Annotated in this window: 18 protein-coding genes; 5 read left to right on the forward strand and 13 right to left on the reverse strand. The window is 69.1% G+C overall.

The features are described from left to right. Positions 1–39: 39 nt before the first annotated feature. A complete protein-coding gene (locus AB0J93_RS08570; protein WP_363919591.1) occupies positions 40–1,767 on the reverse strand; it encodes a cellulose binding domain-containing protein in 1,728 nt (575 codons plus the stop codon). 370 nt (positions 1,768–2,137) lie between these two features. Here AB0J93_RS08570 and AB0J93_RS08575 point away from each other — a divergent pair, with 370 nt between their 5' ends. From AB0J93_RS08575 to AB0J93_RS08585, 3 genes are all read left to right on the forward strand, one after another. Continuing rightward, on the forward strand, positions 2,138–3,070 hold the full coding sequence (locus AB0J93_RS08575) for an inositol monophosphatase family protein (RefSeq protein WP_363919593.1): 933 nt from the start codon (positions 2,138–2,140) through the stop codon (positions 3,068–3,070). Beyond that, on the forward strand, positions 3,016–4,299 hold the full coding sequence (locus AB0J93_RS08580; protein WP_363919595.1) for a hypothetical protein: 1,284 nt from the start codon (positions 3,016–3,018) through the stop codon (positions 4,297–4,299). Before AB0J93_RS08575 ends, AB0J93_RS08580 begins: the two co-directional genes overlap by 55 nt. 717 nt (positions 4,300–5,016) lie before the next feature. Continuing rightward, a complete protein-coding gene (locus AB0J93_RS08585; RefSeq protein WP_363919597.1) occupies positions 5,017–6,849 on the forward strand; it encodes a hypothetical protein in 1,833 nt (610 codons plus the stop codon). 428 nt (positions 6,850–7,277) lie between these two features. Here AB0J93_RS08585 and treZ read toward each other — a convergent pair whose 3' ends face one another. From treZ to glgX, 3 genes are read right to left on the reverse strand one after another with little or no spacing between them, the layout of a single operon-like run. Beyond that, on the reverse strand, positions 7,278–9,005 hold the full coding sequence (gene treZ, locus AB0J93_RS08590) for a malto-oligosyltrehalose trehalohydrolase (protein WP_363919599.1): 1,728 nt from the start codon (positions 9,003–9,005) through the stop codon (positions 7,278–7,280). 16 nt (positions 9,006–9,021) lie between these two features. Continuing rightward, entirely contained in the window at positions 9,022–11,307 is a 2,286-nt protein-coding gene (gene treY, locus AB0J93_RS08595; RefSeq protein ID WP_363919601.1) for a malto-oligosyltrehalose synthase, read from the reverse strand. Between the two features lies 1 nt (position 11,308). Next, positions 11,309–13,426, reverse strand: a complete 2,118-nt coding sequence (gene glgX, locus AB0J93_RS08600; protein ID WP_363919603.1) for a glycogen debranching protein GlgX — start codon at positions 13,424–13,426, stop codon at positions 11,309–11,311. Positions 13,427–13,786: 360 nt separating this feature from the next. Here glgX and AB0J93_RS08605 point away from each other — a divergent pair, with 360 nt between their 5' ends. After that, positions 13,787–15,190: a glycosyltransferase family 4 protein gene (locus tag AB0J93_RS08605; protein ID WP_363920227.1), complete on the forward strand. Its 1,404-nt coding sequence runs from the start codon at positions 13,787–13,789 to the stop codon at positions 15,188–15,190. Positions 15,191–15,305: 115 nt separating this feature from the next. Here AB0J93_RS08605 and AB0J93_RS08610 read toward each other — a convergent pair whose 3' ends face one another. Both AB0J93_RS08610 and AB0J93_RS08615 read right to left on the reverse strand, forming a co-directional pair. Further along, on the reverse strand, positions 15,306–15,791 hold the full coding sequence (locus tag AB0J93_RS08610; RefSeq protein WP_363919605.1) for a DinB family protein: 486 nt from the start codon (positions 15,789–15,791) through the stop codon (positions 15,306–15,308). Positions 15,792–15,919: 128 nt separating this feature from the next. Next, positions 15,920–16,366, reverse strand: a complete 447-nt coding sequence (locus AB0J93_RS08615; RefSeq protein ID WP_363919607.1) for a hypothetical protein — start codon at positions 16,364–16,366, stop codon at positions 15,920–15,922. A gap of 99 nt (positions 16,367–16,465) precedes the next feature. Here AB0J93_RS08615 and AB0J93_RS08620 point away from each other — a divergent pair, with 99 nt between their 5' ends. After that, complete coding sequence (locus AB0J93_RS08620) at positions 16,466–17,035, forward strand: hypothetical protein (RefSeq protein WP_363920229.1); 570 nt, start codon at positions 16,466–16,468, stop codon at positions 17,033–17,035. A gap of 154 nt (positions 17,036–17,189) precedes the next feature. On the opposite strand, the gene AB0J93_RS08625 is transcribed toward AB0J93_RS08620, so the two are convergent. The 7 genes from AB0J93_RS08625 to AB0J93_RS08655 form a co-directional block, all read right to left on the reverse strand. Continuing rightward, positions 17,190–18,473, reverse strand: coding sequence for a citrate synthase (locus AB0J93_RS08625; RefSeq protein ID WP_363919609.1), 1,284 nt, complete (start codon positions 18,471–18,473; stop codon positions 17,190–17,192). 251 nt (positions 18,474–18,724) lie between these two features. Beyond that, positions 18,725–20,851: a sulfatase-like hydrolase/transferase gene (locus AB0J93_RS08630; protein ID WP_363919611.1), complete on the reverse strand. Its 2,127-nt coding sequence runs from the start codon at positions 20,849–20,851 to the stop codon at positions 18,725–18,727. Beyond that, on the reverse strand, positions 20,848–22,323 hold the full coding sequence (locus AB0J93_RS08635) for a class I SAM-dependent methyltransferase (RefSeq protein ID WP_363919613.1): 1,476 nt from the start codon (positions 22,321–22,323) through the stop codon (positions 20,848–20,850). Before AB0J93_RS08635 ends, AB0J93_RS08630 begins: the two co-directional genes overlap by 4 nt. Positions 22,324–22,332: 9 nt before the next feature. Beyond that, entirely contained in the window at positions 22,333–22,482 is a 150-nt protein-coding gene (locus tag AB0J93_RS08640; protein ID WP_363919615.1) for a hypothetical protein, read from the reverse strand. A 201-nt stretch (positions 22,483–22,683) separates the two neighbouring features. Then, a complete protein-coding gene (locus AB0J93_RS08645; protein ID WP_363920231.1) occupies positions 22,684–24,117 on the reverse strand; it encodes an ATP-binding protein in 1,434 nt (477 codons plus the stop codon). A 17-nt stretch (positions 24,118–24,134) separates the two neighbouring features. Continuing rightward, a complete protein-coding gene (locus AB0J93_RS08650; protein WP_363919617.1) occupies positions 24,135–24,881 on the reverse strand; it encodes a response regulator transcription factor in 747 nt (248 codons plus the stop codon). Positions 24,882–24,972: 91 nt separating this feature from the next. After that, positions 24,973–25,197: a hypothetical protein gene (locus AB0J93_RS08655; RefSeq protein WP_099846198.1), complete on the reverse strand. Its 225-nt coding sequence runs from the start codon at positions 25,195–25,197 to the stop codon at positions 24,973–24,975. Between the last annotated feature and the right edge of the window lie 55 nt (positions 25,198–25,252).

Consider the following 25,252-nt stretch of genomic DNA (forward strand, 5'->3'; position numbering starts at 1 on the left):
CCTGGCCGGCGTGCGCCGCTTCCGACCTGAATGAGCCGCTCAGCTACAGGCGGCGCCGTTGAGGGTGAAGCCAGTGGGTGGGGCGTCGTTGCCGCCATGACTGGCCTGGAAGCCGATGGTGACGGAGGCTCCTGGCGGTATGGACGGGTTGTAGCTGACGTTCGTCGCAGTCACCTGGCCGCTGGTTGGTGAGTACGTGGCGCCCCAGCCAGAGGTGATCGTCTGCCCGGGGGCGAGGACGAATCGCAGCGACCAGCCGTTGACGGCGCTGGTACCGGTATTGGTGATGGTGATGTTGTCGACCAGGCCGTTGTTCCACGCGTTTACCGCATTGGTCACCCGGCACGTGCCCGTCGGCGGTTCGGTGGTCGGGCTCGGGGTGGGCGTCGGGGTCGGGCTGACTGTCGGCGTAGGCGTAGGCGTCGGGGTCGCCGTCGGGGTGGGTGAGGCAGACCCTTCGGTCAGGACGATCGTGGAGATGCTCCGGGCGGGAACGTTCACCGTCGCCTGTCCCCCGCTGACGTTCACCGCCTGCGACTGGGCGCCCGAGGTTCGTGAGGTGACGGTGTACTCGGCCGCCGAGATGTTCTGCGGCACCTGGACGACGGCATCGTTGACCGCGTTGTTCGACCGGTTGAGCAGCACCAGCACGACCTTGCCACGGCCACGGTAGGCGGTGACCTCCAGCCCGGAAGCCCGCGAACTCTTCGACAGGGCCACTCGGCGGTCACCGGGACGGACGTACTTGGCGTACTGGGCGAACGCCTGGCCACGCTTGAGGACGGCGCCCTTCGTGGTCCCGTACTGCGCGTCGCCGTCACCGATGAAGGAGTAGAAGCGGCGGCCGTACCACCAGATGTACGCGCTCCAGTTGGCCTCCATCGACCTGTGCACGGTCCGCATGATGTCGTCGAGGGTCTCGTTCCAGACCGCCGTGTTGCCCGGGTCTCCCCAGATGTTCGAACCGCTGCCGTCGGCCGCGTGCAGATTCCACTCGGTCATCCACTGGTTCTTGCCGTGTTGGGCGGCGAGCGGGTAGGGCGAGAGGTTTCCGCTGTTCTCGGCGTCGTACAGGTGGCCGCCGACGTAGCCGATGTTGTTGCGCGCGGTGGCGTCCTGCAAGGTGGGATCGGAATACTGGCGCGCGAACCGCAGGGACTCGCCGACCATCAGCTGGGTGTCCCTGACCCGGGCACCGTGATCGCGGACGAAGTTCCGCATCTCGCTACCGGTCCAGTCCATCGAGTCGTAGTCGGGGTGCCAGTCCGGCTCATTCTGGACCGAAGTCACGTCGATGGTGACACCCCGGCCCTTCATGAACTGCACGTAGCTGTTCAGGTGCTCCGCATAGTCGTCGTAATAGTCGGTCCGGAGCTTGCCGCCGTTGACCCTGCTGTTGTTCGTCTTGAAGTGGGCGGGCGCGGTCCACGGCGAGGCGAGGATCTTGACGTCGGATCCGTAGGACTTCGCCGTTTGCAGGCTGCTGGCGTACAGACCCCATTCGCTCGACACGGGCGACACCACCGTTCGCACGATCGACAGACCGAGCTGTCCCGGCCCCGTACCGACGAGGGTCTGGGTTTCGCCTGTCGTCCACGGGTCACCGGAACCACCGAAGATCGGAGTCGCGGCCCCGAACCCGTCGATCGTCTGGAAACTCGAAGCGGTGTTGACGGTGATGTCGGGTGTCGCGGCCAGCGAGGGTGGCGCGGTCAGGATTCCCGCCACGGTGACCAGCGAGGTCGCCGCCGCGAGCACGGTGATCACGACGGCCCCGTGCCGCCGGCGTGACGATGGGATGTTGTCAGGATGGGCAAGCCGCATCGAGCTTCCTCTCTAACAGGAACATCTGATCCCGGCCGTTGCCCTCGGCTCAGGTCATCGCTGCCACTCCCACGCGCCGCATCGACGGTCATCTTGCCAGCACGTCCCAACGCACTGCAATCGTTTGCCGCCCGACCGCCACCGCTCCCCCGCCCGCCTCCCAACTCCGCCCGGCCACGCCAGTCGATCAAGAGCTTTGCGTCCTGGCCACGCCGTTCCGGTGACGCAACCCTCTTGGTCGACAGGCTGGCGGCCCTCGCCGCCGAAGCACGGACGTCCGCCGCTCGGCTGCCGGGGCACCCGAAGTGGAATGATGGACCTATCGATCGAGGGCGGTGCCGAGCCGGTCGCGAGGAGTGTCGCGTCGATGAACCTTGACCCTTTGTGGGCCGATCTGACAACGGAGTTGTCGGGCGTCCTCGCGTCGTACCGCTCTCGGGTAGCCGAGTTGGACGTGCAGGAGAAAGCCGACCGCACCCTGCTCACCGAGGCCGACCTCGCGGTCGAAGACATGGTGATCAGCAAGATCCGGGCGGTGGACCCCGAGGCTCGCGTCCTGGCAGAGGAGTCGGGCAGTGGCTCCTGGCGGCCCGGTCGCGACGAGGAACCCGAGCGGATCTGGGTGATCGATCCGATCGACGGCACGGCCGAGTTCGTCGATCCGCGCAGCGTCGAGTTCTGTTCCGTGGTCTGCCTGCTGGAGCGGCGGGAGCCGGTTGCCGCGCTCGTCGTCGCGCCTGAACTGGGAGACGGCGGCACCCCGATCGTGGTGCTCGCCAGGCGAGCCGCCCGGACGATCACGGTCAATGGCAGACCGGCGGCGTACAACAGCGAGCCGGTTCGTGTCGCATCCCTGACCCGCAGCGCCCGATCGGAAGCCCCGCCGCACGAGATCGGCATGGCCGAGGCAGGCTACGCCCTGAAGACGCGGACGACGTCACAGACGCTGGACATGCTGCGTACCGCCCTGGACCTCACTGATCTCGCTACGGATACGCCGCGTTTCGACCTTTTCTACCGCCCTCGGCAGAAGGTCTGGGACGGCCTCGCAGGCTTGTGTCTCGGTGAGATCGTCGGTCTAATGTCCACAGACGTGAATGGGAAACGGCATTTGCCGGTGCCCATGGAAACGCTCGCCCAGCCTGAGCCGACTTTCGCCAGCACTGTGATGGGTCGCCCGGAGGCCGTCAAGTGGTTCGTGGAGCTAGCCCGGGACTCCCCCACCGGAACACCGAAGTCCTCGTAGACGTCACGTCGATCATCAGCGCGGAAGATTTCGTCGTTGCACAGAACCGCGCGACTCGGCCCGACGACCCGTTCGCCCGCCAAGCGTTTGTCGAACTGATCCAATCTCTGATTTTCATGGAACGGGTGTGGGTGGCGCATCCGGTACTCGCCCACCCTTCGGCCGTCGACTTCGGTGCCAGGCCGTACCTCCTCCGGGCGTTGGCCGACGCGGGACTGCTGCATCCTTTGCAACTGACCGACGATGAGATCGATCGGGTGCGCGAGGCCGAGGAAGCGGCGCTGCACGAGTTGCAGAGCTGGCGCGGCAACCAGGTCCTCGGCCAGTTCATCGGGCAAGCTGTCACCTGCGACGATGCCCTGCCTGACTCACGGAACTCGCTGTCGAAGCGCATCCACGGCTGGTGCGCCTTCCAGGCTGCCAACGTACGGGTCGCCGGTCATCACACGGATCGAATCACGACCTCCGACGGGGTCGAGGACGACCCTTTCGGGACCTGGGCACGAGCGGCCTCGATCGTGCTACGTGGCCCGCTGCGGCTGATGGCACCGCCTGGCGAGGAGGTCTACGTCGCGGCGACACTGGCGCGTGGGCTGAAGTATCAGGCGCGTGCGGACGCCACCAGCCTGTCCTATCAGGCCCATCCCGTCCGGCGCGACTTTCTGCTGACCTTCGACCTCTCCACCGAAGGTGCGACGGAAACAGTGGTGCTCGACGTCATCAAGGCCATCCGGGGGATCCACGAGTCCCTCGTAACCGCGGCAGACGACAGCGACACGCATCGCGTACAGCTTCTCGAACTCGAACTTCCGCTGTTGGGCGGCCGTCTCTGGCAGGCCGGCGAGACCGGCCGGCTCGGTGAACGCGACTGGATAGACCTGATCGTCGCCCGGATCGCCGATTACCGGGACAAGGCAGCCGACCTGCGGGCCGCCGTCGCCCGCTGCGTCACTGACGAGGATCATCTCCGCCTCGCACGCGACATCAACGGGGCGAAACGACAGCTCCTGGAACGGCTCGGCCTGCGCCGGGTAGTGCTTTCACCGGTCGAACAGGAGTTGGTCAACGGAGTGGCGTCGGTGACCGAGTCGGTGCCCGGCGTACCCAAGGTCGCCGGCATGTGGATCGGCGCACGGGCGCTCGGCAAACAGGTCTCCGCCACCGGCACCCCGGTGCAGCGTTTCCTCTACAAAGAGTTCTACCGCGCCTGGAAACGCGCCGGTCGCTGACTTGCCCCTTCTGCGCTTGTCGATCATGCAGTTGTGGCACCTGTCATCCTCACGGTTCTTCTCTCTATTGCCACAACTGCCAGATCATCGGAGTAGTGGTGCCTTCTGGCCGGTCAGGGGTGAGGCCGATCAGGGTGGCCAACGGCCACGTCCGCTGACGTCGAGTGAACCTTCGGGCTTGGACTAACCCTCGGCGAGGACCAAGGACCGAGGCCATGATCGATCGATCATGTACGAGGTGACGCACCGGGGCGGGGTGCCGGGCGGAAAGGTACCGCTACACCTCGCTACCGCCCGAACGTAGATCATCGAGGACGGCCCGTTCATAGCAGCGGAATCATGAGTTCGACAGTCGTCAAAAGGAGATTTTCGTAAGGCGAGAAGGATCCAGGTTCAGGATCTTCGCAGCACCGGAGAGCGTCGCCATACACGTACTGTCACCTTCGCGACAGTTCACTTTTACTTGATCACGGGAGCTTGCAAAGTGCCAAGGCGCTAACCCGAATCCACACCCCACTGCACGAAGAAGGAGAAGTTGTGGTCTCCAGCCTTCGACGGTCCGGGCAACGAGCCCTCAATATCCAGTCGGGTCGGGGCGATAGTGATATTGCCGAGCGATACCGCTCCACGAAACAGCTGTCCCAGCGGTCTGTCTTTATAGCATGGGCACTAGTCACGATACTATTCGCCTTTGCGCTCGTTGGCACCCCGCCAGAGATGGGGATGTACACCAAATGGTCAATGCGGATATTTGCCATGATGGGAATCGTCGCCATCCTAGTCTGGTATACCAGACGTCGATACTACTTGCCACAAAGGGATTCACACCGGGAAACGTACATCTGGGATCTCCCCGATCATCAGGTGAACATTTTGCGGCGCAGCGCCGGACAAGCTTTGGCTGCTTCACGCCAGAGCGAGGCCGACGCCGAAAGAGCACGGATTTTTACGTCAGCTATTATCTTCCCAGCCAATGTCCGGCAACGCCTAACCGAACGATATGAACCGGGGCAAAGAACCTTAATCCAGCAAGTTAGTATCGATGTTCAGCTTCACCCAAGAGTTGTGATGAAGCTACTTCATCCTGGCTTGAAGAACGGACAGAATGACCGGAATATTCCCTTGCAAAGATTCGGCGAAGCGTCGCCCAAAGCGAACGAGCAAGAGCACTGGGGGCAAGCATCCGGGCCTGGGAGTCAAGACCACTCGATGATCCTATTTCCTATCCTCGTACCACGCAAGGGCGAACTGGTCGACAATCTTCACGTTCGGGCGGCAGACGGAAGCGAACTCCCCGTTCTTTCATACAGGCAATACCTGCAGCTGGTGGCTCGCTCGCTCAGAACTCTACTCGACATTGCTTATAGCGGCGATATTTCGGAGCAGAGCCGATCGGAGGCGTTTGAGGCAGAGCAACTCGCACTTCGCGCAATCATGCGGCGCACCAAAAAGGAAGCGATTGATCCCAGCAGTACCGAAGTTAATCGCGACCAGTCGGGCGTCAATGCGCTGCGAAACCTCGCAAAAAAGAAAAACGGGGCTACGGTACAAAATCACGCCGCAATTTCTCTCGCTGTGGAGCTGGTCAACAAACTTTCGTCCCATTATGCGGTCGTGGCCGCAATACCTTGTCCACCTGAAGGAAAGTTCGTTATTTCCTACGAAAGAATGATGACCCCCAGCCTAGCACTAGCACCAATCTCGGATGGAATACTTAGCTGGCTAAAAGCTCGCGCCAGATTACTCCTTGGATCCAGGCCGGTTGACTTCACCGTTACGCTGGACAACGCGTGCACGACCCAGAGCTATCACCTCTTCATCGATGCTCAGGACGGCGTGTTCGTTGGGGTGCAGGAATCAGACGATCTAGTTGCATACCTCAATGCTCACTGGCGTTCGAAGCAACAAAAGGCCGAGGAGGACCATGTTCTGGAACCCTCACCCCCGCCCTACTATCGGTTCAGACGCCGTGCAGGCCAGCGCTACGCCCACTTCTACGCCAGGTTCTTCCCCGCGCCCATGTCAGGCCTTGCAAAGGGCGAGAAGATACCTGAGGTAAGATTTCGCTTCTATGAGGTACCACCCGGATCAGTATTCAGGGCAGTCATAACAGCCACGGCAGCGGCACTGTTGATCTGGCTGATCGGTTTCGTTACGTCCCGCAAACCTGACCCCGGCACGGACGTACCAGCTTTCCTACTCGTCTTTCCCGCCGTCGCTGCAGCATGGCTTGGTTTCGACGGACAACCACGACGCCTAATCGAGGGAACCCTTGCCGCCCGAATCTCGTTAGTAGCTACAGTTCTTTGCTCGATCGCCGCCTGCGGGCTATTCATGATCTTCAAGGCAGGGCTTCCGTATCTCCAATGGGAGCTCCCCGTTGGCCTGTCGATTCTAGGTATCACCTCGACAGCCTGGGGTTTGTTGTGCCTGACATCTCTAGCCAATGCCTCAACAGTTATATACGCCTACCTTGCTCGAACCTGGGAATTCATGCATCTATCGAACAGGCCAGATTCGTTTGGAGGCGCAAAAGAGAACATTCATTAACGGCGGTGCTACACTCAGCGTACACACAGTCACTTACTGCAACTTTCTTGACAGTCCCGTTCCCATTGACCCCAAGGCAAGCTTTAATCAACCTTCATAGCATCCACAGCGCCAGGAAGGGGAGGCCGTGTCAGCAGACTCGGAGTATCACGTCTCGTCACACGACTGGCCTGCGGCGGCAAGCGCTAACGATCTTACGTTTGAGCAGGCCAACTCGGTGCTAGAGCTCTTTGATCAATACCACCCGATGGCAGTTCAGGGCCTCTCGACTGTCACCATTCCTTCCTCCTTCAGCTCCGACGAACCGCCGGACCCGCACGCATCGTAGGCAGCTAGATGGCACCCGCAGCACTCCGGCGAGAGGTATCGCTGGGTGTAGTCCGCAGCCAAGCGGGTCCGACCGAGGCCGGACCGAGCAGCGAATACTCTCAGAGGGCGACGATGGCTGCTGTTTCGGGTGGTAGTTCGATGCGGTCGCGCATCACTGTGACGCCGTTACCGGTGGCCAGTAGGACCCGTCGGGCCACCCCGGGCAGGGTCACCCGCTGGGGTTTGCCGGCCACGTTGGCCGCGACCAGGCAGCCACCCCGCCGCATCACCAGGAACTGGTCGCCGTGGCGTAGGTCGAGGGTGTGCAGGCGGGGGTCGGAGAGGTCCGGGCGGGACTTGCGGAGCGCGATCAGGCGACGGTAGAAGTCGTACATCTCGCGGTGTTCGGGTTTGTCCAGTTCGGCCCAGTCGAGACGGGAGCGGAGGAAGGTCTGCGGGTCCTGCGGGTCCGGCACGTCGCCGGGTGGCCAGCCGTGGGCGGCGAACTCCGCACGACGACCGGAGACGACCGCGGCGGCCAGCTCCGGCTCGGGGTGCGACGTGAAGTACTGCCAGGGTGTGGCGGCGGCCCACTCCTCTCCCATGAACAACATCGGCGTGAAGGGTGCCGTCAGCAGCAGCACCGCCCCCACCCGCAGCAGCGCAGGCGAGAGCGAAGCCGAGAGGCGATCACCGACCGCACGGTTGCCGATCTGGTCGTGGTTCTGCAGGTACGCGACGAAGCGGTAACCGGAGACCCGCTGCCGGTCCACCGGCCGCCCGTGGTGCCGCTGCCGGAACGACGACCAGGTGCCGGTGTGGAAGAAGCCGCCGGTGAGCACCTCCACCAGGCATTCCATGGTGCCGAAGTCGCCGTAGTAGCCCTGTCGTTCGCCGGTGAGCAGGGTGTGCAGGGCGTGGTGGGCGTCGTCGTTCCACTGGGCGTGCAGGCCGTGGCCGCCGGCCTCCCGGGGGGTGATCAGCCGGGAGTCGTTCAGGTCGGATTCGGCGATCAGGGACAGCGGGCGGCCCAGGTGTGTCGAGAGGTTCTCGACCTCGGCGGCGATCTCCTCCAGCAGGTGCACGGCGCGGGTGTCGGGCATGGCGTGCACGGCGTCCAGCCGCAGCCCGTCCACGTGGTAGTCGCGCAACCACATGAGCACGCTGTCGATGATGAACCGGCGTACCCCGTCGGAGTGCGGGCCGTCCAGGTTGACGGCCTGGCCCCAGGGGGTGTGCCGCTCCCCCACGTAGGGCGCGAACTTCGGCGCGTAGGCCCCGGAGGGCCCGAAATGGTTGTAGACGACGTCGAGGATCACCCCCAGACCGCGCGCGTGGGCGGCGTCCACGAACCGTTTCAGGCCGTCCGGGCCGCCGTAGGGTTCGTGCGGGGCGTACCAGCAGACGCCGTCGTAGCCCCAGTTGTGTTCGCCGTTGAACGCGTTCACCGGCAACAGCTCGATCAGGTCGACGCCCAGGTCGACCAGGTGGTCGAGTTTGCCGATGGCGGCGTCGAAGGTGCCTTCCGGGGTGAAGGTGCCGACGTGCAGCTCGTAGAGAATGCTGCCGGGCAGTTGCCGGCCGGTCCACGAGCCGTCGGTCCATTCGAACGCCGCATGGTCGTAGATCCTGCTGGGACCGTGCACCCCGGAGGGCTGCCACGCCGACCTCGGGTCGGGCAGCGGCTGATCGTCGTCGTCGAGCAGGAACGCGTAGTCGGTGCCGGCGTCGGGCACCTCGACCCGCCACCAGCCGTCACGGCCGGCCCGCATCTCGTGGTCGGCGGCACCGGGCAGGTGCAGCCGGACCCGTTTCGCCTCGGGTGCCCAGACGGTGAACTCGGTCATGACGCAGCCTCCCGGGTCAGGTGGTGGGCACCAGCAGCGCGACGGGATAGGTGGTCAACAGCTCGGCCAAGCGGACCTGAGAGCCACTGTAGACCCGACCGGTGAACAGGCACGACATCTCTTTAACGGGTAGTGACAGGGTGCTGTCCCGCCAGCCGCCGGCCGCGGCCAGGCGCAGCGGCAGCCGGGTGGCCACGGCGACCGCGCCGCCCCGGTCGAAGGCCACCGCATGCCGGGCCGCCGGGCCGTGCACGATGAGCGGCTGGTAGTCGCCGAACAGCTCCGGGTGGTCGCGGCGCGCCCGCAGGGTCCGCGACACCACGAGCAGCTTCGCCGCGCCGGTCTCGTCCACCGTCGGCTGCCAGCCGGCGTCGAGCCGGGCCAGCAGTTCCCGGCGTACGCCGAAGTCGACCGGGCGGCGGTTGTCGGGGTCGACCAGGGAGTTGTCCCACAGCTCGGTGCCCTGGTAGGTGTCGGGCACCCCGGGCATGGCCAGTTGCACCAGCTTCTGCCCGAGCGAGTTCGACCAGCCGGGCGGGGTGATCTCGGCGGCGAAGGCGGCGAGCTCCGCCGTGACGGCCGGGTCGTCGTACATGGCGTCGACCAGGGCGTGCATGGCGCGCTCGAAGGCCGAGTCGGGCTCCGTCCAACTGGTCGAGGCCGCCGCCTCCCGGGCGGCTTTCTCCGCGTACGCGTGCAGGCGCTCGCGCTCGACGGGCCAGGCGCCGACGGCGGTCTGCCACAGCAGGTGCGCCAGGGCGGCGTCGGGCAGTGGCACCGCGGCCATCAGGCGGGTGACCAGTTCGGCCCAGCGCTGCGGCAGCTCGGCGAGGACGGCGAGGCGGGCGCGGACGTCCTCGCCCCGTTTCGTGTCGTGGGTCGACAGGGTGGTCATGCTGGCCGGCCAGCGCTCGTGGCGGGCGGCGGCGAAGCGGTGGAACCGGCCGGGCCGGGTGCCGAAGTGGGTGGGGCTGCCGCCGACCTCGTTGAGCGCGATGAACCGGCTCCACCGGTAGTAGGCGGTGTCCTCGACGCCCTTGGCCATCACCGCGCCGGTGAACTGCGGGAAGCGGCGGGCCAGCTCGTCGTCGGGGTCGCGTAGCCGGCGGGTGACCGCGTCCAACGCGCCGGTCAGGTCGGTGCGGCGGCGGCCGGCCTCGGCGCGGGCGTTGGCCAGGTGCCGGGCCCCGTCGGGCGGGTAGCCGCGGTAGACGGCGAAGGCGGCGGCGAGTTCGGCCAGGGCGGCGCGGGCCGCCTCGGGTGCCACGTCGGGGGCGAGCGCGGCCAGCCGGGTCAGCTCGGCGGCCAGCAGGCGGGTGGCGGCACCGAGTTTCGTGTCGTGGGTCAGGTCGGCCCACGAGGTGGCCCGGCCGGCGAGCCGGGTGTCCAGGGCGGTGAAGTCGGCCTCGGCGTCGCCGTCGACGAAGAGCCCGCCGACGGCGCCCAGTGCGTCGTAGCCGGTGGTGCCGTCGACCGGCCAGGCCGGCAGTTCCTCGCCGTACTCCAGGATCTTCTCCACGATCAGCCAGACGTCACCGGCGGCGGCGCGCAACCGGGACAGGTAGCCGGCGGGGTCGCGCAGCCCGTCGGGGTGGTCGACCCGGATGCCGTCGACCTCGCCGGCCGCCGCCCAGGCCAGGATCAGCTCGTGGGTGGCGGCGAAGACGTCCGGATCCTCCACCCGCAGCCCGGCCAGGCTGGAGACGGCGAAGAACCGGCGGTACGTCAGTTCGGCGTCGCCGCGTCGCCAGGACACCAGCTCGTAGTGCTGCCGGTCGTGCACCTCCCGGGCGCTGCCGTCGCCGGTGCCGTCGGCGATCGGGAAGCGGTGCTCGTGGTAGCGCAGTTCCCCGTCGGCGAGCTTGAGGTCGTCGAGCGCGTCGGGGGTGTCGGCGAGGATCGGCAGCAACAGCCGACCCCGCTGCCAGTCGATGTCGAACCAGCCGGCGTACGCCGAGTCCCGCCCCCGGCGCAGCACGTCCCACCAGGCCGGGTTGGCCGCCGGCACGGCCACCCCGGCGTGGTTGGGGACGATGTCCACGACCAGGCCGAGGCCGGCGTCCCGCAGCGCCCGCAGCAGCCGCTGCCGACCGGCCTCGCCGCCGATCTCCGGGTTGACCTGCCGGTGGTCGACCACGTCGTAGCCGTGTGCGCTGCCCGGGGCGGCGGCCAGCAGCGGCGCGCTGTAGAGGTGGGTGACGCCGAGGTCGGCGAGGTAGCCGGCGAGGCCGGCGGCGGCGTCCAGGTCGAAGCCGGGGCGCACCTGCACCCGGTAGGTGGCGACGACAGGCTTCGCGGGCATGTCAGGCCATCCTCTCCAGCACCACCAGGGAACGGTCCGGTACGCAGAGCGTGCCGCCGGCCTCCACCGTGGTGCCCTTGTCCTGGTCCGGTTCGGCGGTGCTGATCACCAGTTCCCAGCGCTGGCCGAACTCGGCCGGCGGGAAGGTGAAGTCCAACGGCGCGTCGTGGGCGTTGAAGCAGAGCCAGAACGAGTCGTCGTGGTGGCGTTGGCCGTACTGGCCGCGTTCGCGGATGCCCTCACCGTTGACGAAGAGCGCCACCGAGCGACCGAAGTCGTTACCCCAGTCCTCGCCGGTCATCTCCCGCCCGTCGGGGGTGTACCAGGCCAGGTCGGGCAGCGGCTCGTCGATTTCGCGGCCGTGCACCGGCAGGCCGCTGAAGAACCGGCGACGCTGGAACACCTGGTGCTGGCGGCGGAACTCGACCAGCCGGCGGGTGAAGTCGAGCAACTCGGTGTCGGCGTTTTCCCAGTCGATCCAGGCCAGTTCGCTGTCCTGGCAGTAGGCGTTGTTGTTGCCCCGCTGGGTGCGACCCAACTCGTCGCCGTGGCCGATCATCGGTACGCCCTGTGAGAGCAGCAGGGTGGCGATGAAGTTGCGGCGCTGCCGGGCACGCAGGGCGCGTACGCCGGGGTCGTCGGTGTCGCCCTCTACGCCGCAGTTCCAGGAGCGGTTGTGGCTCTCGCCGTCGCGGTTGTCCTCGCCGTTGGCCTCGTTGTGCTTGTCGTTGTACGACACCAGGTCGTTGAGGGTGAACCCGTCGTGGCAGGTGACGAAGTTGATGCTGTGGAAGGGGCGGCGGCCGTCGTCCTGGTAGAGGTCGGCGGAGCCGGAGATGCGGGAGGCGAACTCGGCGAGGGTGGCCGGCTCACCGCGCCAGAAGTCGCGGACCGTGTCCCGGTACTTGCCGTTCCACTCGGTCCACTGCGGCGGGAAGTTGCCGACCTGGTAGCCGCCGGGGCCGACGTCCCACGGTTCGGCGATCAGCTTCACCCGGCTGACCACCGGGTCCTGCTGCACCACCTCGAAGAAGGTGGAGAGCCGGTCCACCTCGTAGAACTCGCGGGCCAGGGTGGCGGCCAGGTCGAAGCGGAAGCCGTCGACGTGCATCTCGGTCACCCAGTACCGCAACGAATCCATGATCAGTTGCAGGGAGTGGGGACTGCGGACGTTGAGGCTGTTGCCGGTGCCGGTGTAGTCCACGTAGTAGCGTCGGTCATCCTCGGACAGCCGGTAGTAGCTGGGGTTGTCGACCCCCTTGAAGCTCAGCGTGGGGCCCAGGTGGTTGCCCTCGGCGGTGTGGTTGTAGACCACGTCGAGGATCACCTCGATACCGGCGGCGTGCAGCGCCTTGACCATGCCCCGGAACTCCTGCACCTGCTGGCCGAGGTGCCCCAGGGCCGAGTACGCGTGGTGCGGGGCGAAGAAGCCGATTGTGTTGTAACCCCAGTAGTTGCGCAGCCCCAGGTCGGTCAGGCGGTGATCGTTGACGAACTGGTGCACCGGCATCAGTTCGATGGCGGTGATGCCGAGCCGGGTCAGGTGCTCGATCATCGGGGGCGAGGCGATGCCGGCGTACGTGCCGCGCAGCTCCTCGGGGATGCCGGGCAGCCGCATGGTGAGGCCACGGACGTGGGCCTCGTAGATGACCGAGTGGTGGTAGGGGATGCGCGGCGGCGCGTCGTTGCCCCAGTCGAAGTACGGGTTCACCACCACCGACTTCGGCATGAACGGCGCCGAGTCGTCGGTGTTGATCCGCTCGGGCTCACCGTGGGTGTAGTCGTAGACCGTCGGATCCCACCGCACGTCACCGTCGATGGCCTTGGCGTACGGGTCGATGAGCAGCTTGGCCGGGTTGCAGCGCAGCCCGTTCGCCGGGTCGTACGGGCCGTGCACCCGGTAGCCGTACCGCTGGCCCGGCCCGATGCCCGGGATGTACGCGTGCCAGACGTACGCGTCGACCTCCCGCAGCTCGACCCGGCGCTCGTGGCCCACGTCCCACTCGTCGAAGAGGCAGAGTTCGATCTTCTCCGCCACCTCGGAGAAGATCGCGAAGTTGGTGCCCATCCCGTCGTAGGTGGCGCCGAGGGGATACCGCTCGCCCGGCCAGACCTGCATGTCGCTCCTTCGGCCCACATGTCATGAGCGCGCCCGCACCATGAGCGCACCCGCCGGGGCCGCCCGGTGATGCGCGCGGCGGTAATGCCCCGCACGGTCCACCGCCAATCCATCCGATCGGGTGAATGCCCGGTATCCGCCCGACTGAGCCGAGATGAACCCTGCGGTGTCGTCGGTCACTGACGCCCTCTTCGAGATGCGGGATCGGCCGTCATGACGTTTCCTTGTTCGCGGGCGCGTTGTCCGCGCGCCTACCAGATCCTCGCACCGCCGGCGCGTTCACGCGTGTCCGAAACCCAACCCTGCCCGCTCGCCGCCACCGACGTCGGCGCGTTCCTCCCTGCACGGATGGAGACTGATGTGACCACCCTGCGGGTCGGCGGACGTACCGCCACCGCTCCGGACCGCGTCCACCGCCCCACGCTCACCTCGCGACCCCAGGTCCCAGCGCAGTCCGGCCCCGCCGCCGGGTCGCAGGCCCGCCGCATCCTGATGCTGTCGTGGGAGTACCCGCCGGTGCTCGTCGGCGGTCTCGGTCGGCACGTGCACGCGCTGTCGGTGGCCCTGGCCGCCGCCGGACACGAGGTCACGGTCGTCACCCGCCACGCCGACGGCGCCCCGCTGGAGGAGTACGTCGACGGGGTGCGCGTCGTGCGCGCCGCCGAGGACCCGGTGACCTTCCCGCTGGCCACCGGCTCGCTGCTGGCCTGGACGATGGCGTTCAACCACACCCTGACCCGGGCCGCGCTGCGCGCCGCCGCCACCGGCGGCTACGACGTGATCCACGCCCACGACTGGCTAGTCGCGCACACCGCGATGACCCTGCGCGACCACCTCGACCTCCCCCTCGTCACCACCATCCACGCCACCGAGGCCGGCCGACACCAGGGCTGGCTGCCCGAGGAGATGAACCGCACCATCCACGGTGTCGAACACTGGCTGGGCGGCGAGTCGAACCGGGTCATCGTCTGCTCCGGTTACATGCGCGACGAGGTGACCGGCCTGTTCGGCGTGCCGACCGGCCGGGTCGACGTGGTGCCCAACGGGGTCGAGCCGCACCGCTGGCGGGTCTCCGCCGCCGCCGTGGCGAAGGCGCGTGCCCGGTTCGCCGGGGACGGCCCGCTTGTCACCTTCGCCGGCCGGCTGGTGTACGAGAAGGGCGTGCAGCACCTGATCGCCGGGCTGCCCCGGCTGCGGGAGCGGCACCCGGGGCTGCGTGCGGTGATCGTCGGCGACGGGCCGTACCGGGGTGAACTGGAGGCCCACGTGCACCGGCTCGGCCTTGCCGGCACCGTCAGCCTGCCCGGTTTCCTCGGCGGCACCGACCTGCCCGCGGTGATGGCCGCCTCGGACTGCTTCGCGGTGCCCAGCATCTACGAGCCGTTCGGCATGGTCGCCCTGGAGGGCGCCGCCGCCGGTGCGCCGCTGGCGGTCGCCGAGACCGGTGGGCTGGCCGAGATCGTCGAGCCGGGCGTCACCGGCGTGACCTTCCGGCCGCACGATCCGGACGCGCTGACCGACGCGGTGCACACCCTGCTCGCCGACGCCGAACGCGCCCGGACGCTGGCCCGCCGGGCCCGCGTCATGGTGCACGAGCAGTACGGCTGGGCGGCCATCGCCAGCCGCACCGCCTCCACGTACGCCTCGGCGATCGCCCAGGCACCGGCGTTCACCGCCGAACGCGCGGCCCGGCAGATGGCGTACGGGCGGGCGCTCCCGGCGATCCCCGCGGGCAACCTGCTCGCCGCCGCCGGCCTGCGCTGACCGCTGCGTCCGTCGACGCGCTTGCATCGCGCTCGCAGTCGGCCCGACCTGGTCCTCGGCCGGGTCGGGCCGCCGACCCGACCGGGGGTCGAGCGGCGCCTGACCGGGGTGGCGGCTATCGGGGCCCGAGACCGGTCCTGCCGTCGAGCAGCTCACGCGCCGCGTCGAGATGACCCGCGTGTCGTGCGGTCTCCTCGATCATGTGCAGGACGACGCGCCGCAGGTCGGTGACCTCGTCTGCGAGCGGACCGGGGTGCCGCTCGCGTACCGGGGCGGACAGCGGCGTGGCGGCGAGGACGGCGTCGGACCGCTCGCACTGGGCGCGGTAGAACTCCCGCACCACCGACGGCGGTCGGGGCGTGGTCAGCGGCGCGTGGTCGTCGTCGGGCCAGACCAGCGGGACGGCCGAGCCGAACATGATCTCCTGGAACCAGTGCCGCTCGGCGTAGCCGAGGTGCTCCACCAGGCCCAGCGGCGTCCACCCGGAGGGCAGCACGGCGGTGGTCAGGGCCGTCACGTCGAGCCCGTCAATGATCGCGAGGACGCTTGCCCGCTGCGCCTTCAGGAACATCGACAGTGCGCTCTTCTCCTCGTCAACCATGCCGTGCCTCCCCTCTCTTGCCAGCCGGTGGCCCCTGCGGGACGTGTCGCCCAGATCGACTCCAGCGAATGCCGGACGGTAGCAATCCCGACCGACAGCACTCGCTCACGACCGCCGTCGACAAACCCCTAGTCGAGCAGCCAGTGGTGCAGTTGCGTGCCGTACGGGGTCAGCGCGAGGACCGCTGTCGCGCACCACAGGGTCGTGCTGACCGCGAGCCAGCGGAAGGTCGACCGATCGCCGACCCGCCAGGTGCGGACGAGGGACACCAGCCCGAGGAGCACGGCCACCGCGGCGAGCGGATGGACGAACATCGCCACCACGCGGCTGAGTTCGAAGACCCAGAGCAGTGGATTCCACGCCGAGTCGGGGCCGACCGGCGGAAGGGAGTCCTTCGGATCGCCCAACCGCTCCACCCCCGGGCTCAGCAGCGCCGGCAGGTCGTCGACGCGCAGCGCGGCCGCGAGCAGCACACCGAGACTGCCGATCAGCGCGGCGGCCAGCATCAGCAGTTGGGCCGTCAGCACCACGCGCCCACCGAGCGAGATTGGTCGGACCCGCACCTGCTGACTCATGGGCGGCACCGTACCGCTCACCCGGTGGGTACGGCTGCCCCGCACCCGACGGGGCCGCCGGCCGGCAGGGCGACTGGCAGCATGGTGGACATGACGGGGATGGATGGTGGCGAAGTCGACCAGGCGGTGACCGAGATGGTGCGGACGCTCACGCCGCACGTGTCGCGGGACTGGCGTGAGCACCGGGCGGGCACGCTGGAGTGGAGTTGCTGGACGACGGCAGTCCACGTCGCCCACGACCTGCTGGCGTACGCGGGTCAGGTCGCAGCCCGCCCGACCGACGCGTACCTGCCGTTCGACCTGGTCGTCCGGGACGACGCCGCGCCGCGCGATGTCCTCGCCGTGGTCACCGCCTGCGGGCGGCTGTTGAGCGACGCGGTCGGCGCTGCGGATCCGGCCACCCGTGGCTGGCACTGGGGGGCGACCGACCCGGGTGGCTTCGCCGCACTCGGGGTCAACGAGACGCTCGTGCACACCTGGGACATCACCCAGGGGCTCGGCATCGACTGGCGGCCGCCGGCGGAGCTGTGCGCGGCGGTGCTCGCCCGGCTCTTTCCACAGGCCCCAGCCGGGGATCCGGTCGATGTGCTGCTCTGGTGCACCGGCCGGGCCGAGCTGGCCGGCCATCCCCGGGTGACGTCCTGGGTGCTGAAGGCCGCCGTCGACTGACCCGGGACACCGGCGTGGCCCGCGGTCCGGTCGACCTGGTGCTGCTCGACATGACCCTGCCCCGCAGAACCGTGCCTGGCACGACGACGGCCGCCGTACCCGTGATCCGGGTGCGGCGGCCGTCGTCGTGAGGGCTGCGTCGGGTTGCTCGCGGTCAGCGCTGCTCGACGGGGAGGTAGTTCCGCTCGGCGGCACCGGTGTAGACCTGCCGCGGGCGGCCGATCTTGGTCTCCGGGTCGTTGATCATCTCGCGCCACTGGGCGATCCAGCCCGGCAGCCGGCCCAGGGCGAACAGCACGGTGAACATCTTCGTCGGGAAACCCATGGCCTTGTAGATCAGGCCGGTGTAGAAGTCGACGTTCGGGTAGAGCTTGCGCGAGACGAAGAAGTCGTCGGCGAGGGCGATCTCCTCCAGCTGCATCGCGATGTCCAGCAGCGGATCCGGCTTGGCCATCCGGCCGAGCACGTCCTGCGCCGCCTTCTTCACGATCGCGGCCCGCGGGTCGTAGTTCTTGTAGACCCGGTGCCCGAAGCCCATCAGCTTGACGCCGTCCTGGCGGTCCTTCACCTTGCGGACGAACGACTGCACGTCGCCGCCGTCGGCCTGGATCCGCTCCAGCATCTCCAGCACCGCCTGGTTGGCGCCGCCGTGCAGCGGGCCGAACAGGGCGTTGACGCCGGCCGAGACCGAGGCGAACAGGTTGGCGTTGCTGGAGCCCACCAGCCGCACCGTCGAGGTGGAGCAGTTCTGCTCGTGGTCGGCGTGCAGCACGAAGAGCATGTCCAGCACCCGGGCGATCACCGGGTCGACCTCGTACGGTTCCGCCGGCACGCCGAACGTCATCCGCAGGAAGTTCTCCACGTAACCCAGGGAGTTCTCCGGGTACAGCAGCGGCTGCCCGATCGCCTTCTTGTACGCGTACGAGGCGATGGTGGGCACCTTCGCCATCAGCCGGACCGTGGACATCTCCACGTGCTCGGCGTCGAACGGGTCGAGGCTGTCCTGGTAGAAGGTGGAGATGGCGCTGACGGCCGAGGAGAGCACCGCCATCGGGTGGGCCTCCCGGGGGAAGCCGTCGAAGAAGCGCCGCATCTCCTCGTGTAGCAACGAGTGCCGGCGGATCCGCTCGGTGAACTCGGTCAGCTCCTGGGTGGTCGGCAGCTCACCGTAGATCAGCAGGTAGGAGACCTCCAGGAAGGAGCTCTTCCCGGCCAGCTGTTCAATGGGGTAGCCACGGTAACGCAGGATGCCCGCATCACCGTCGATGTAGGTGATCGCGGACGAACAGGCGGCGGTGTTGACGAACCCCGGGTCGTACGTCGTCAGCCCGGTTTCCTTCAGCAGCTTGCCCACACCGATCCCGGCGGGGCCCTCGACCGCGGAATGTACCGGCATCGACAGCTGCCCGCCGGGGTGATCGAGCTTGACTTCCGTCATGTGGTTCCTCGCTTCGCCGGCAGATCTACGTTGAATTGCCTTCGCTTCTACCGTAATTGCGGTTGCGGCAACACCGCCGCTCGTGGTTCGGCGGTGAGGCATGCGTCACCCGATTCCCGACCGAAGCGCGGGGAAACCCCGACGACCGGGACGGACAGGTACGAAAGTCATACGTAGCGTGCAACCAGGCGACGTGAGTGAGAGCGCGAGCGAGGACCGGTAGCCGCTGAACCGTCGGCCGGCCCGACCGGTCAGGAGACCGACAGCTGACGCAGGCGGCCGTCGTGTCCGACCAGGTAGAGGTCGAGGCGGTTGGCGCCGGCCCGGAAGAGCCGATCGTCGGCGAGCAACGCCGCGAAGCGCCGGCCGCCCGGATCCGGGGCGACCACCGGGACCACCGTCGCGACGGTGCCGTTGACGGCCACCGCCAGTTCGGTGCCGTCGGGGACGTCGTCGTCGACGGTGCCCCAGATCATGCCGGGCAGCACGCCCTCGTCGGGATCGACGGCGCGGAAGGCACCCAGTCCACCGACCCGGGCGCTGCCGGCGGCCGGTACCGCGCCCACGGCGGTACCGACCAGCCGATGCGGTGCTGCCGGTGGCGGCGCGGCCGGCACTCCGCCGCTGATCGGCATCGGTTGGGACGGCCGGTCGTAGAAGACCTTGCCCGCGTCGGTGCGGGGTGCCTGCCGGGCGGAACGGCCGTCGACCCGCCAGGGCAACCGGATGGCGGCCTCGTCGGCGATCGTCGGCAGCAGGTCGACGTGTTGCCAGTTGCGGTCGTCGACCCGCCCGCTGCGCTGGCCGGGTGTCTTGACGAAGAGCGGCACCCAGGCCACCTCGTCGGCGGCGGCCCGGATCGCGTCCTCGCCGCGTCCCTGCACACCCTTGGTGAAACTGACCCCGTGGTCGGCGGTGACCACCACGAGCGCCTCGTCCCACAGTCCGCCGGCGCGCAGCGTACGCACGGTTTCGCCGATCAGCCGGTCGGTGTAGCCGAGTTGGGCGAGGTGCCGGGCACGGGCCAGGTCCACCCAGCCGTCACCCTCGTTGGGAAAGTCCTCCGGGGCCTCGTACCGTGCCCCGGACGGCAGGAACGCCCACGGCGAGTGCGGCATCAGCAGGTGCAGGAAGTGCAGTGTCGGTCGGGCCGACGGGGTCAGGCCGTTGAGGAAGCTGGTGAACCGGGCCGGCTGGTTGACGTTGAGGCTGTCCCAGCGGAACTTCGGGTCGGTCGGCACCGGCTCGGCGGCGTCGATACCGGCCTCCTCGGCGGTGCGCTCGCGGTAGGAGTCCTCCGGGTCGATCCGACTGTCGTGCGGCGCGGTCACCTGGCGCAGCAGCTCTCCCGTCTCGCGGACCAGCACGCCGATCCCCTGTTCCGGGGTGACCGGCCGCTCGCAGCGGCTCGGTGGGCAGAGCCGGGTGATGCTCTCCTCGGCGCGGATGTCGTACAGCCCACCGAAGGCGGTGAAGAGGTTGTCCGGGTAGTGCGAGTAGTGCGGGGCGAACGGCTCCGCCGGGTAGCGGCCGGTAAGCATCGCCGGCAGCGCGTACGGGGTCCATCCGCTGACCCCGGTCGCGTTGCGGTACCAGGTCGAGGCGGCGGCCAGCTCGGCGAAGTGCGGGAACCGGGTCGCGTCGACGCCACCGGCGGCGTCGAGCAGGGAGACCAGCGGAAGCTCGTCGAGGATCAGCATGACCACCGGCGGGTGCCGGTTGCCGGTCGCCGTGCCCGCCACGCCGCCGTCGCCGAGCGGCAGCACCACCGGCCCGGTCGGCGAGGCGAACACGAACAGCGCGACGAAGACCAGCGGGCCGACGGCCGCCAGGCGCAGCACCCGGCCGAGGGTCGCCCAACGCCGGTGGACGACGGCTGCGGCGGCACCGACGGCCAGAGCCACAAGTAGCAGCGGTACGCCCCGCAGCGGTGTGGTGTGCCGGCCCACCTGCACCGCCAGTGCGGCGACCAGCAGCCCGAGCAGCAGGCTGTGGGTCACCGTCCGCGCCGCGGCTCCGGCCAGGCCGGCGAGCAGGCCCAGCAGCCCGAGCGCCACCGTCGGCAGCACCGCGACCAGGGCCACCAGCAGCAGGATCTCGCCCCGGTCGGCCCGGTGGAACAGGAAGAAGTCCGGGCTGCGGCCCAGGATGTCCAGCAGCGGCTGGGTGATCACCAGCCCGACCAGCGCGGTGACCTCCAGCAGCCGCCGGCCCTCGGCCCGCCAGCCGCCCCAACCCCACCACCGGCGACGTACCGTCTCCCCGGTCGTACCGGTGGTGGTGGATCCCTCCGGCACCGGATCGTCGCCGGTCGCGGCACCCGAGCGTGCGGCACCGGGTCCGCGCGCGCCGGCCTCGGTGGTGGAGCGGTCGGTCACGGAAGCGCCAGTCGGTACAGGGTTCGGGTACCCGAGGGCAGCTCCAGCCGGTCCTCGACGGTGCCGTGGCCGGCGAGCAGGGCCTCGAAGGCGTCCCGCCGGTAGTCGGGGAAGATGCCGTCGGGCTTGTTGGCCAGCAGCCGGGCGGCCATCGGGTCGTCCGGGTGGACGAACTCGACCACGAGCCGGCCGCCGGGTGCGACGAGCCCGGCGAGGCAGGCCACCACCTCCGGCAGCGGCACGTTGCGTCCGATCGCCAGATGGTGCACCAGGGCCAGCGCGAGCACGGTGTCCGCGTTGGCCCGGGCGGCGAACGAGGCCCGCTCGATGCCGCGCCAGCCACCGCCGGGGGACGGGTCGGCCAGATCCATCACCAGCGGCAGCACGTGCCGTTCACCTTCGCCCCGCAGGGTGCGGTACAGCCGGTCGACCACCGCCGGGTCCTGCTCGACGGCGACCACGTAGTCGGCGTGCCGGGCGGCGAGACGGGCATACCGTCCGTCGTTGGCGCCCAGGTCGAGCACGAGCCGGCGCCGACCGGTGGCGCTCAGCGCGGCGACCACGAAGCGCTCCTTGCCCGCCCGGTCGTCGCCGGAGTAGCCGCAGGTGTGCTGGTAGTCGACCCAGTGGGTGGCCGGCGGCTGATGGTCCAGGCGGCGGACGAGCTTCTCCAGCCCCCGCGCGGTGGCCACGGCCAGCTCACGGGTGTACCCGGCGTCACGCAACTGGGCGCGTACGTCGGCGGTGCTGGTGGCGGCGCTGCGACGCTGCACTGAGCCGTGCAGGTGGACGTGGGTGAGCACCCCGGGCAGCAGCCGACGGGTGCCCCGGAACAGTGGGCCCATCTGCTCCGGCTCGATGCCGTCGACCTGGGCCCGCAGCCAGGGCTGGAAGGCCAGCCCCAGGTGGGCGTTGAGCATCAGCGGGTAGAGCAGCGTCTGGCAGAACTGCCGGTAGCCGGCCCAGGGTTCGCCGTCGCGCAGCGGTGTGAAGGAACCGACGTCGATGAAGACCGGCTCGGTGCCGCGCCACTGAAGGTTGTACGCCGAGCCGTCCTTCGTGGTGAAGCCCGCCGGCAGGGCGGCTCGGAGGATCTCCAGGTGCAGCAGCGCGGCGTCGCGCAGCATGGCGAAGGACCATTCGTACGGGTGTGAGACGAACGGGACGCGCTCGTGCCGCAGCACCGTCGCCCAGCCCGACGACGCCGAACCTTTCGGCAGTTTCCGCAACGGCGACTCCGCCGGCAGTTCCTCGGTGCCGCAGACCTTGCCGGCGGCGAGCAGTGGTGGGAAGAAACTGCTGGCGACGAGGGCGCGCCAGTCGGCGGCGGCGGTCCGGTCGAGCGCGCGCAGCACGTCGTCGCCGGCGTGGAACACCCGGTTGGCCGGGTCGCGGAAGGAACCGGGCTCTGGTCGAGGGTCGACGTCGAGGGGGGCCGGTCGCGGCGACCGGCCCAGGTCTGGGATCACCATCGGCTCGGGTCAGCTCTGGTCGGTGGGCTGACGGCGGAACCGGTTGACGAGCCTGCGCCAGTAGAGCTTGGCTGCCACCGCGACCCCGGCGATCCCGCCGACCACCGCCTGCACGATCAGGCTGCCGGATCCCGCGTCCAGGTAGGCCAGGTGGTTCACCGACCGCTCCTTCCCTCTGCCGTCACGACACCGACACCAACCGCCATAAGCTCACATTACGGATTCAGACGGCCTGGCCGGACCATGCCACCGTACGCTGCCAATTGCCACCTGTCGGGCACAACAACACACTTCACACCCCCATTTCCCCAAACCCCCCATGCCCTCCGCACCCCCACTCCACCCCGACGCTCCGGTTGATCAAGAAGTTTCCGAGTTCGGCAGCCGGACGGTGAACACGGTGCGGCCCGGCCGGGAGTCCAGGGCGACGGTGCCGTGGTGGGCCTCCACCACGGCGGCGACGATGGCCAGGCCGAGGCCCGTGCTGCCGTGGGCACGGGACCGGGAGCTGTCGCCGCGGGCGAAGCGTTCGAACACCTCGGGCCGCAGCTCGGGGGGTACACCGGGACCGTCGTCGGTGACGCTGAGTTCGGCGGCGTCGCCGGCCCGGCGCAGGCTGGTGGTGACGGTGCTGCCGGGTGGGGTGTGCACCCCGGCGTTGGCCAGCAGGTTCGCCAGCACCTGGTGCAGCCGCGCGGGGTCGCCGGGCACCCGGATGACCGTCTCGGGCAGGTCGAGCTGCCAGCGGTGCTCGGGGCCGGCCACGTGCGCGTCGCTGACCGCGTCCACCACAAGTGCGGTGAGGTCGACCGGCTCGACCGCCAGGGGTCGACCGGAGTCCAGCCGGGCCAGCAGCAGCAGGTCGTCGACGAGGCTGGTCATCCGGGTGCTCACCGATTCGACCCGGCGCAGCGCGTGGGCCGCGTCGGGCGGCACCTCGTCGCGACCCCGGCGGGCCACCTCGGCGTAGCCCCGGATCGCCGCGAGGGGCGTACGCAGTTCGTGACTGGCGTCGGCGACGAACTGGCGTACCCGGGTCTCGCTGGCCTGCCGGGCGGCGAGTGCGGCGGCGACGTGGCCGAGCATCCGGTTGAGCGCGGAGCCGACCTGCCCGACCTCGGTACGCGGGTCGGTGTCGGCGGCCGGGACCCGTTCGGAGAGCGCCACCTCGCCCCGGTCGAGCGGTAGTTCGCTGACCCGGGCGGCGGTGGCGGCGACCCGGCGCAGCGGACGCAGCGTGACCCGTACGATCAGCGCCCCGGCGGTGCCGGCGACGAGCAGGCCGACGACGGTGACCCCGGCCTGCGCGGCCACCATCGCCCACACGGTCTCCTGCACGCCGGCCAGCGGCACGCCCAGCACCCGCACGGTCCCGGTGGCCGACTGCCGGGCCACCACCCGGTAGCCGCCCCGCTCCCCCAGGCTCAGGCTGTGCGCCCGACCGTCGGTGGGCACGTCGGCCAGCTCGCCCACCTCGTCGACCGGTACCGACTGTTCCTGCCGGCCGACAAGCGTCCACGCCTCGGTGACCCGGCCGTCGACCACCTGCGCGCTGATGGTGCCGGGCGGAAAGCCGCGTGGCACCCGCACGTCGCCCCACGGGCCCGTGCCCGGGCCGGGTTCCCATGGGGCGCTGGGTCGCCCTCCGGGCACGAAGCGCAACTGCTCGTCCACCCGGGAGATCAGGAACTGTCGTAGCGCCAGGGTGGTGAGGCCGCCGATGGCCAGGCTGACCACGGCGAGCAGTGCCACCAGGGTGATCACCAGTCGGGTCCGCAGCGACCAGCCCGCCAGCCACCGGCGCACCCCGCTCACTCCGCCGGCTTGAGCAGGTACCCGGCCCCGCGCAGCGTATGGATCATCGGCTGGCGGCCGGCGTCGATCTTCTTCCGCAGGTACGAGATGTACAGCTCGACGACGTTGGCCTGGCCGCCGAAGTCGTAGTTCCACACCCGGTCGAGGATCTGCGCCTTGCTCAGCACCCGGCGGGGGTTGCGCATCAGGTATCGCAGCAGCTCGAACTCGGTGGCGGTGAGGGTGATCAGCCGGCCGTCCCGGCGTACCTCGTGGCTGTCCTCGTCGAGGGTGAGGTCACCCACGGTGAGCACCGCGTCGGGGCGGGTGGCCACCGCGAAGCCGGAGCGGCGCAGCAGCGCGCGCAGCCGGGCGATGACCTCCTCCAGGCTGAACGGCTTGGTCACGTAGTCGTCGCCGCCGACGGTCAGCCCGGCGACGCGCTCCTCGACCGCGTCCCGGGCGGTCAGGAACAGCACCGGCACGTTGTCGTTGTCCGCCCGCAACTTGCGCAGCACCTGGAACCCGTCCAGGTCGGGCAGCATCACGTCGAGCACCACCGCGTCGGGTTGGAACTGCCGGGCGGCCCGTACCGCCGCCATGCCGTCGGCTGCCGTGCGCACCTGCCAGCCCTCGTAGCGCAGCGCCATCGACAGCAGGTCGGTCAGGGTCGGCTCGTCGTCGACGACCAGCACCCGGACCGGCTCACCGTCCGGTCGACGCAGTTCCACCCGGCCCGGCGCGGCCTCGCCCTCGATCCTCATGGTTGCCATGGTGGTGCCGCGCACTTGGGTCCGCTTGTGCGGCTGCTGTGTGCCAGCTGTGCGGTCACCATCGGGCGGGGTCGGCCTGGTGTCACTCGGTCACACCGACCGGGTCGGTCCGGACGAAGCGCATGGACCAGGTTCCCGACCCGTCGGGTCGCTGCCGCACGTAGAGATGGTCCGCTGCCGGCGTGGGCGCCTCCTGTGGCCGGCGCAGTACCCACAGCCGCGGCGGGGTGCCGTCCGGGCCGGCCGGCAACGACCGGACCAGGTCGTGGGCCGGACCGCCGACGAAACGTACGGTCACCTCACTCATCACGTTCCGCCTCCAGCCCGCCCGGCGCGTCGGGCGTCCCGGCTCGCACGCTAAC

This window comes from Micromonospora sp. NPDC049374 (assembly GCF_040677165.1).
Classification (GTDB): domain Bacteria; phylum Actinomycetota; class Actinomycetes; order Mycobacteriales; family Micromonosporaceae; genus Micromonospora.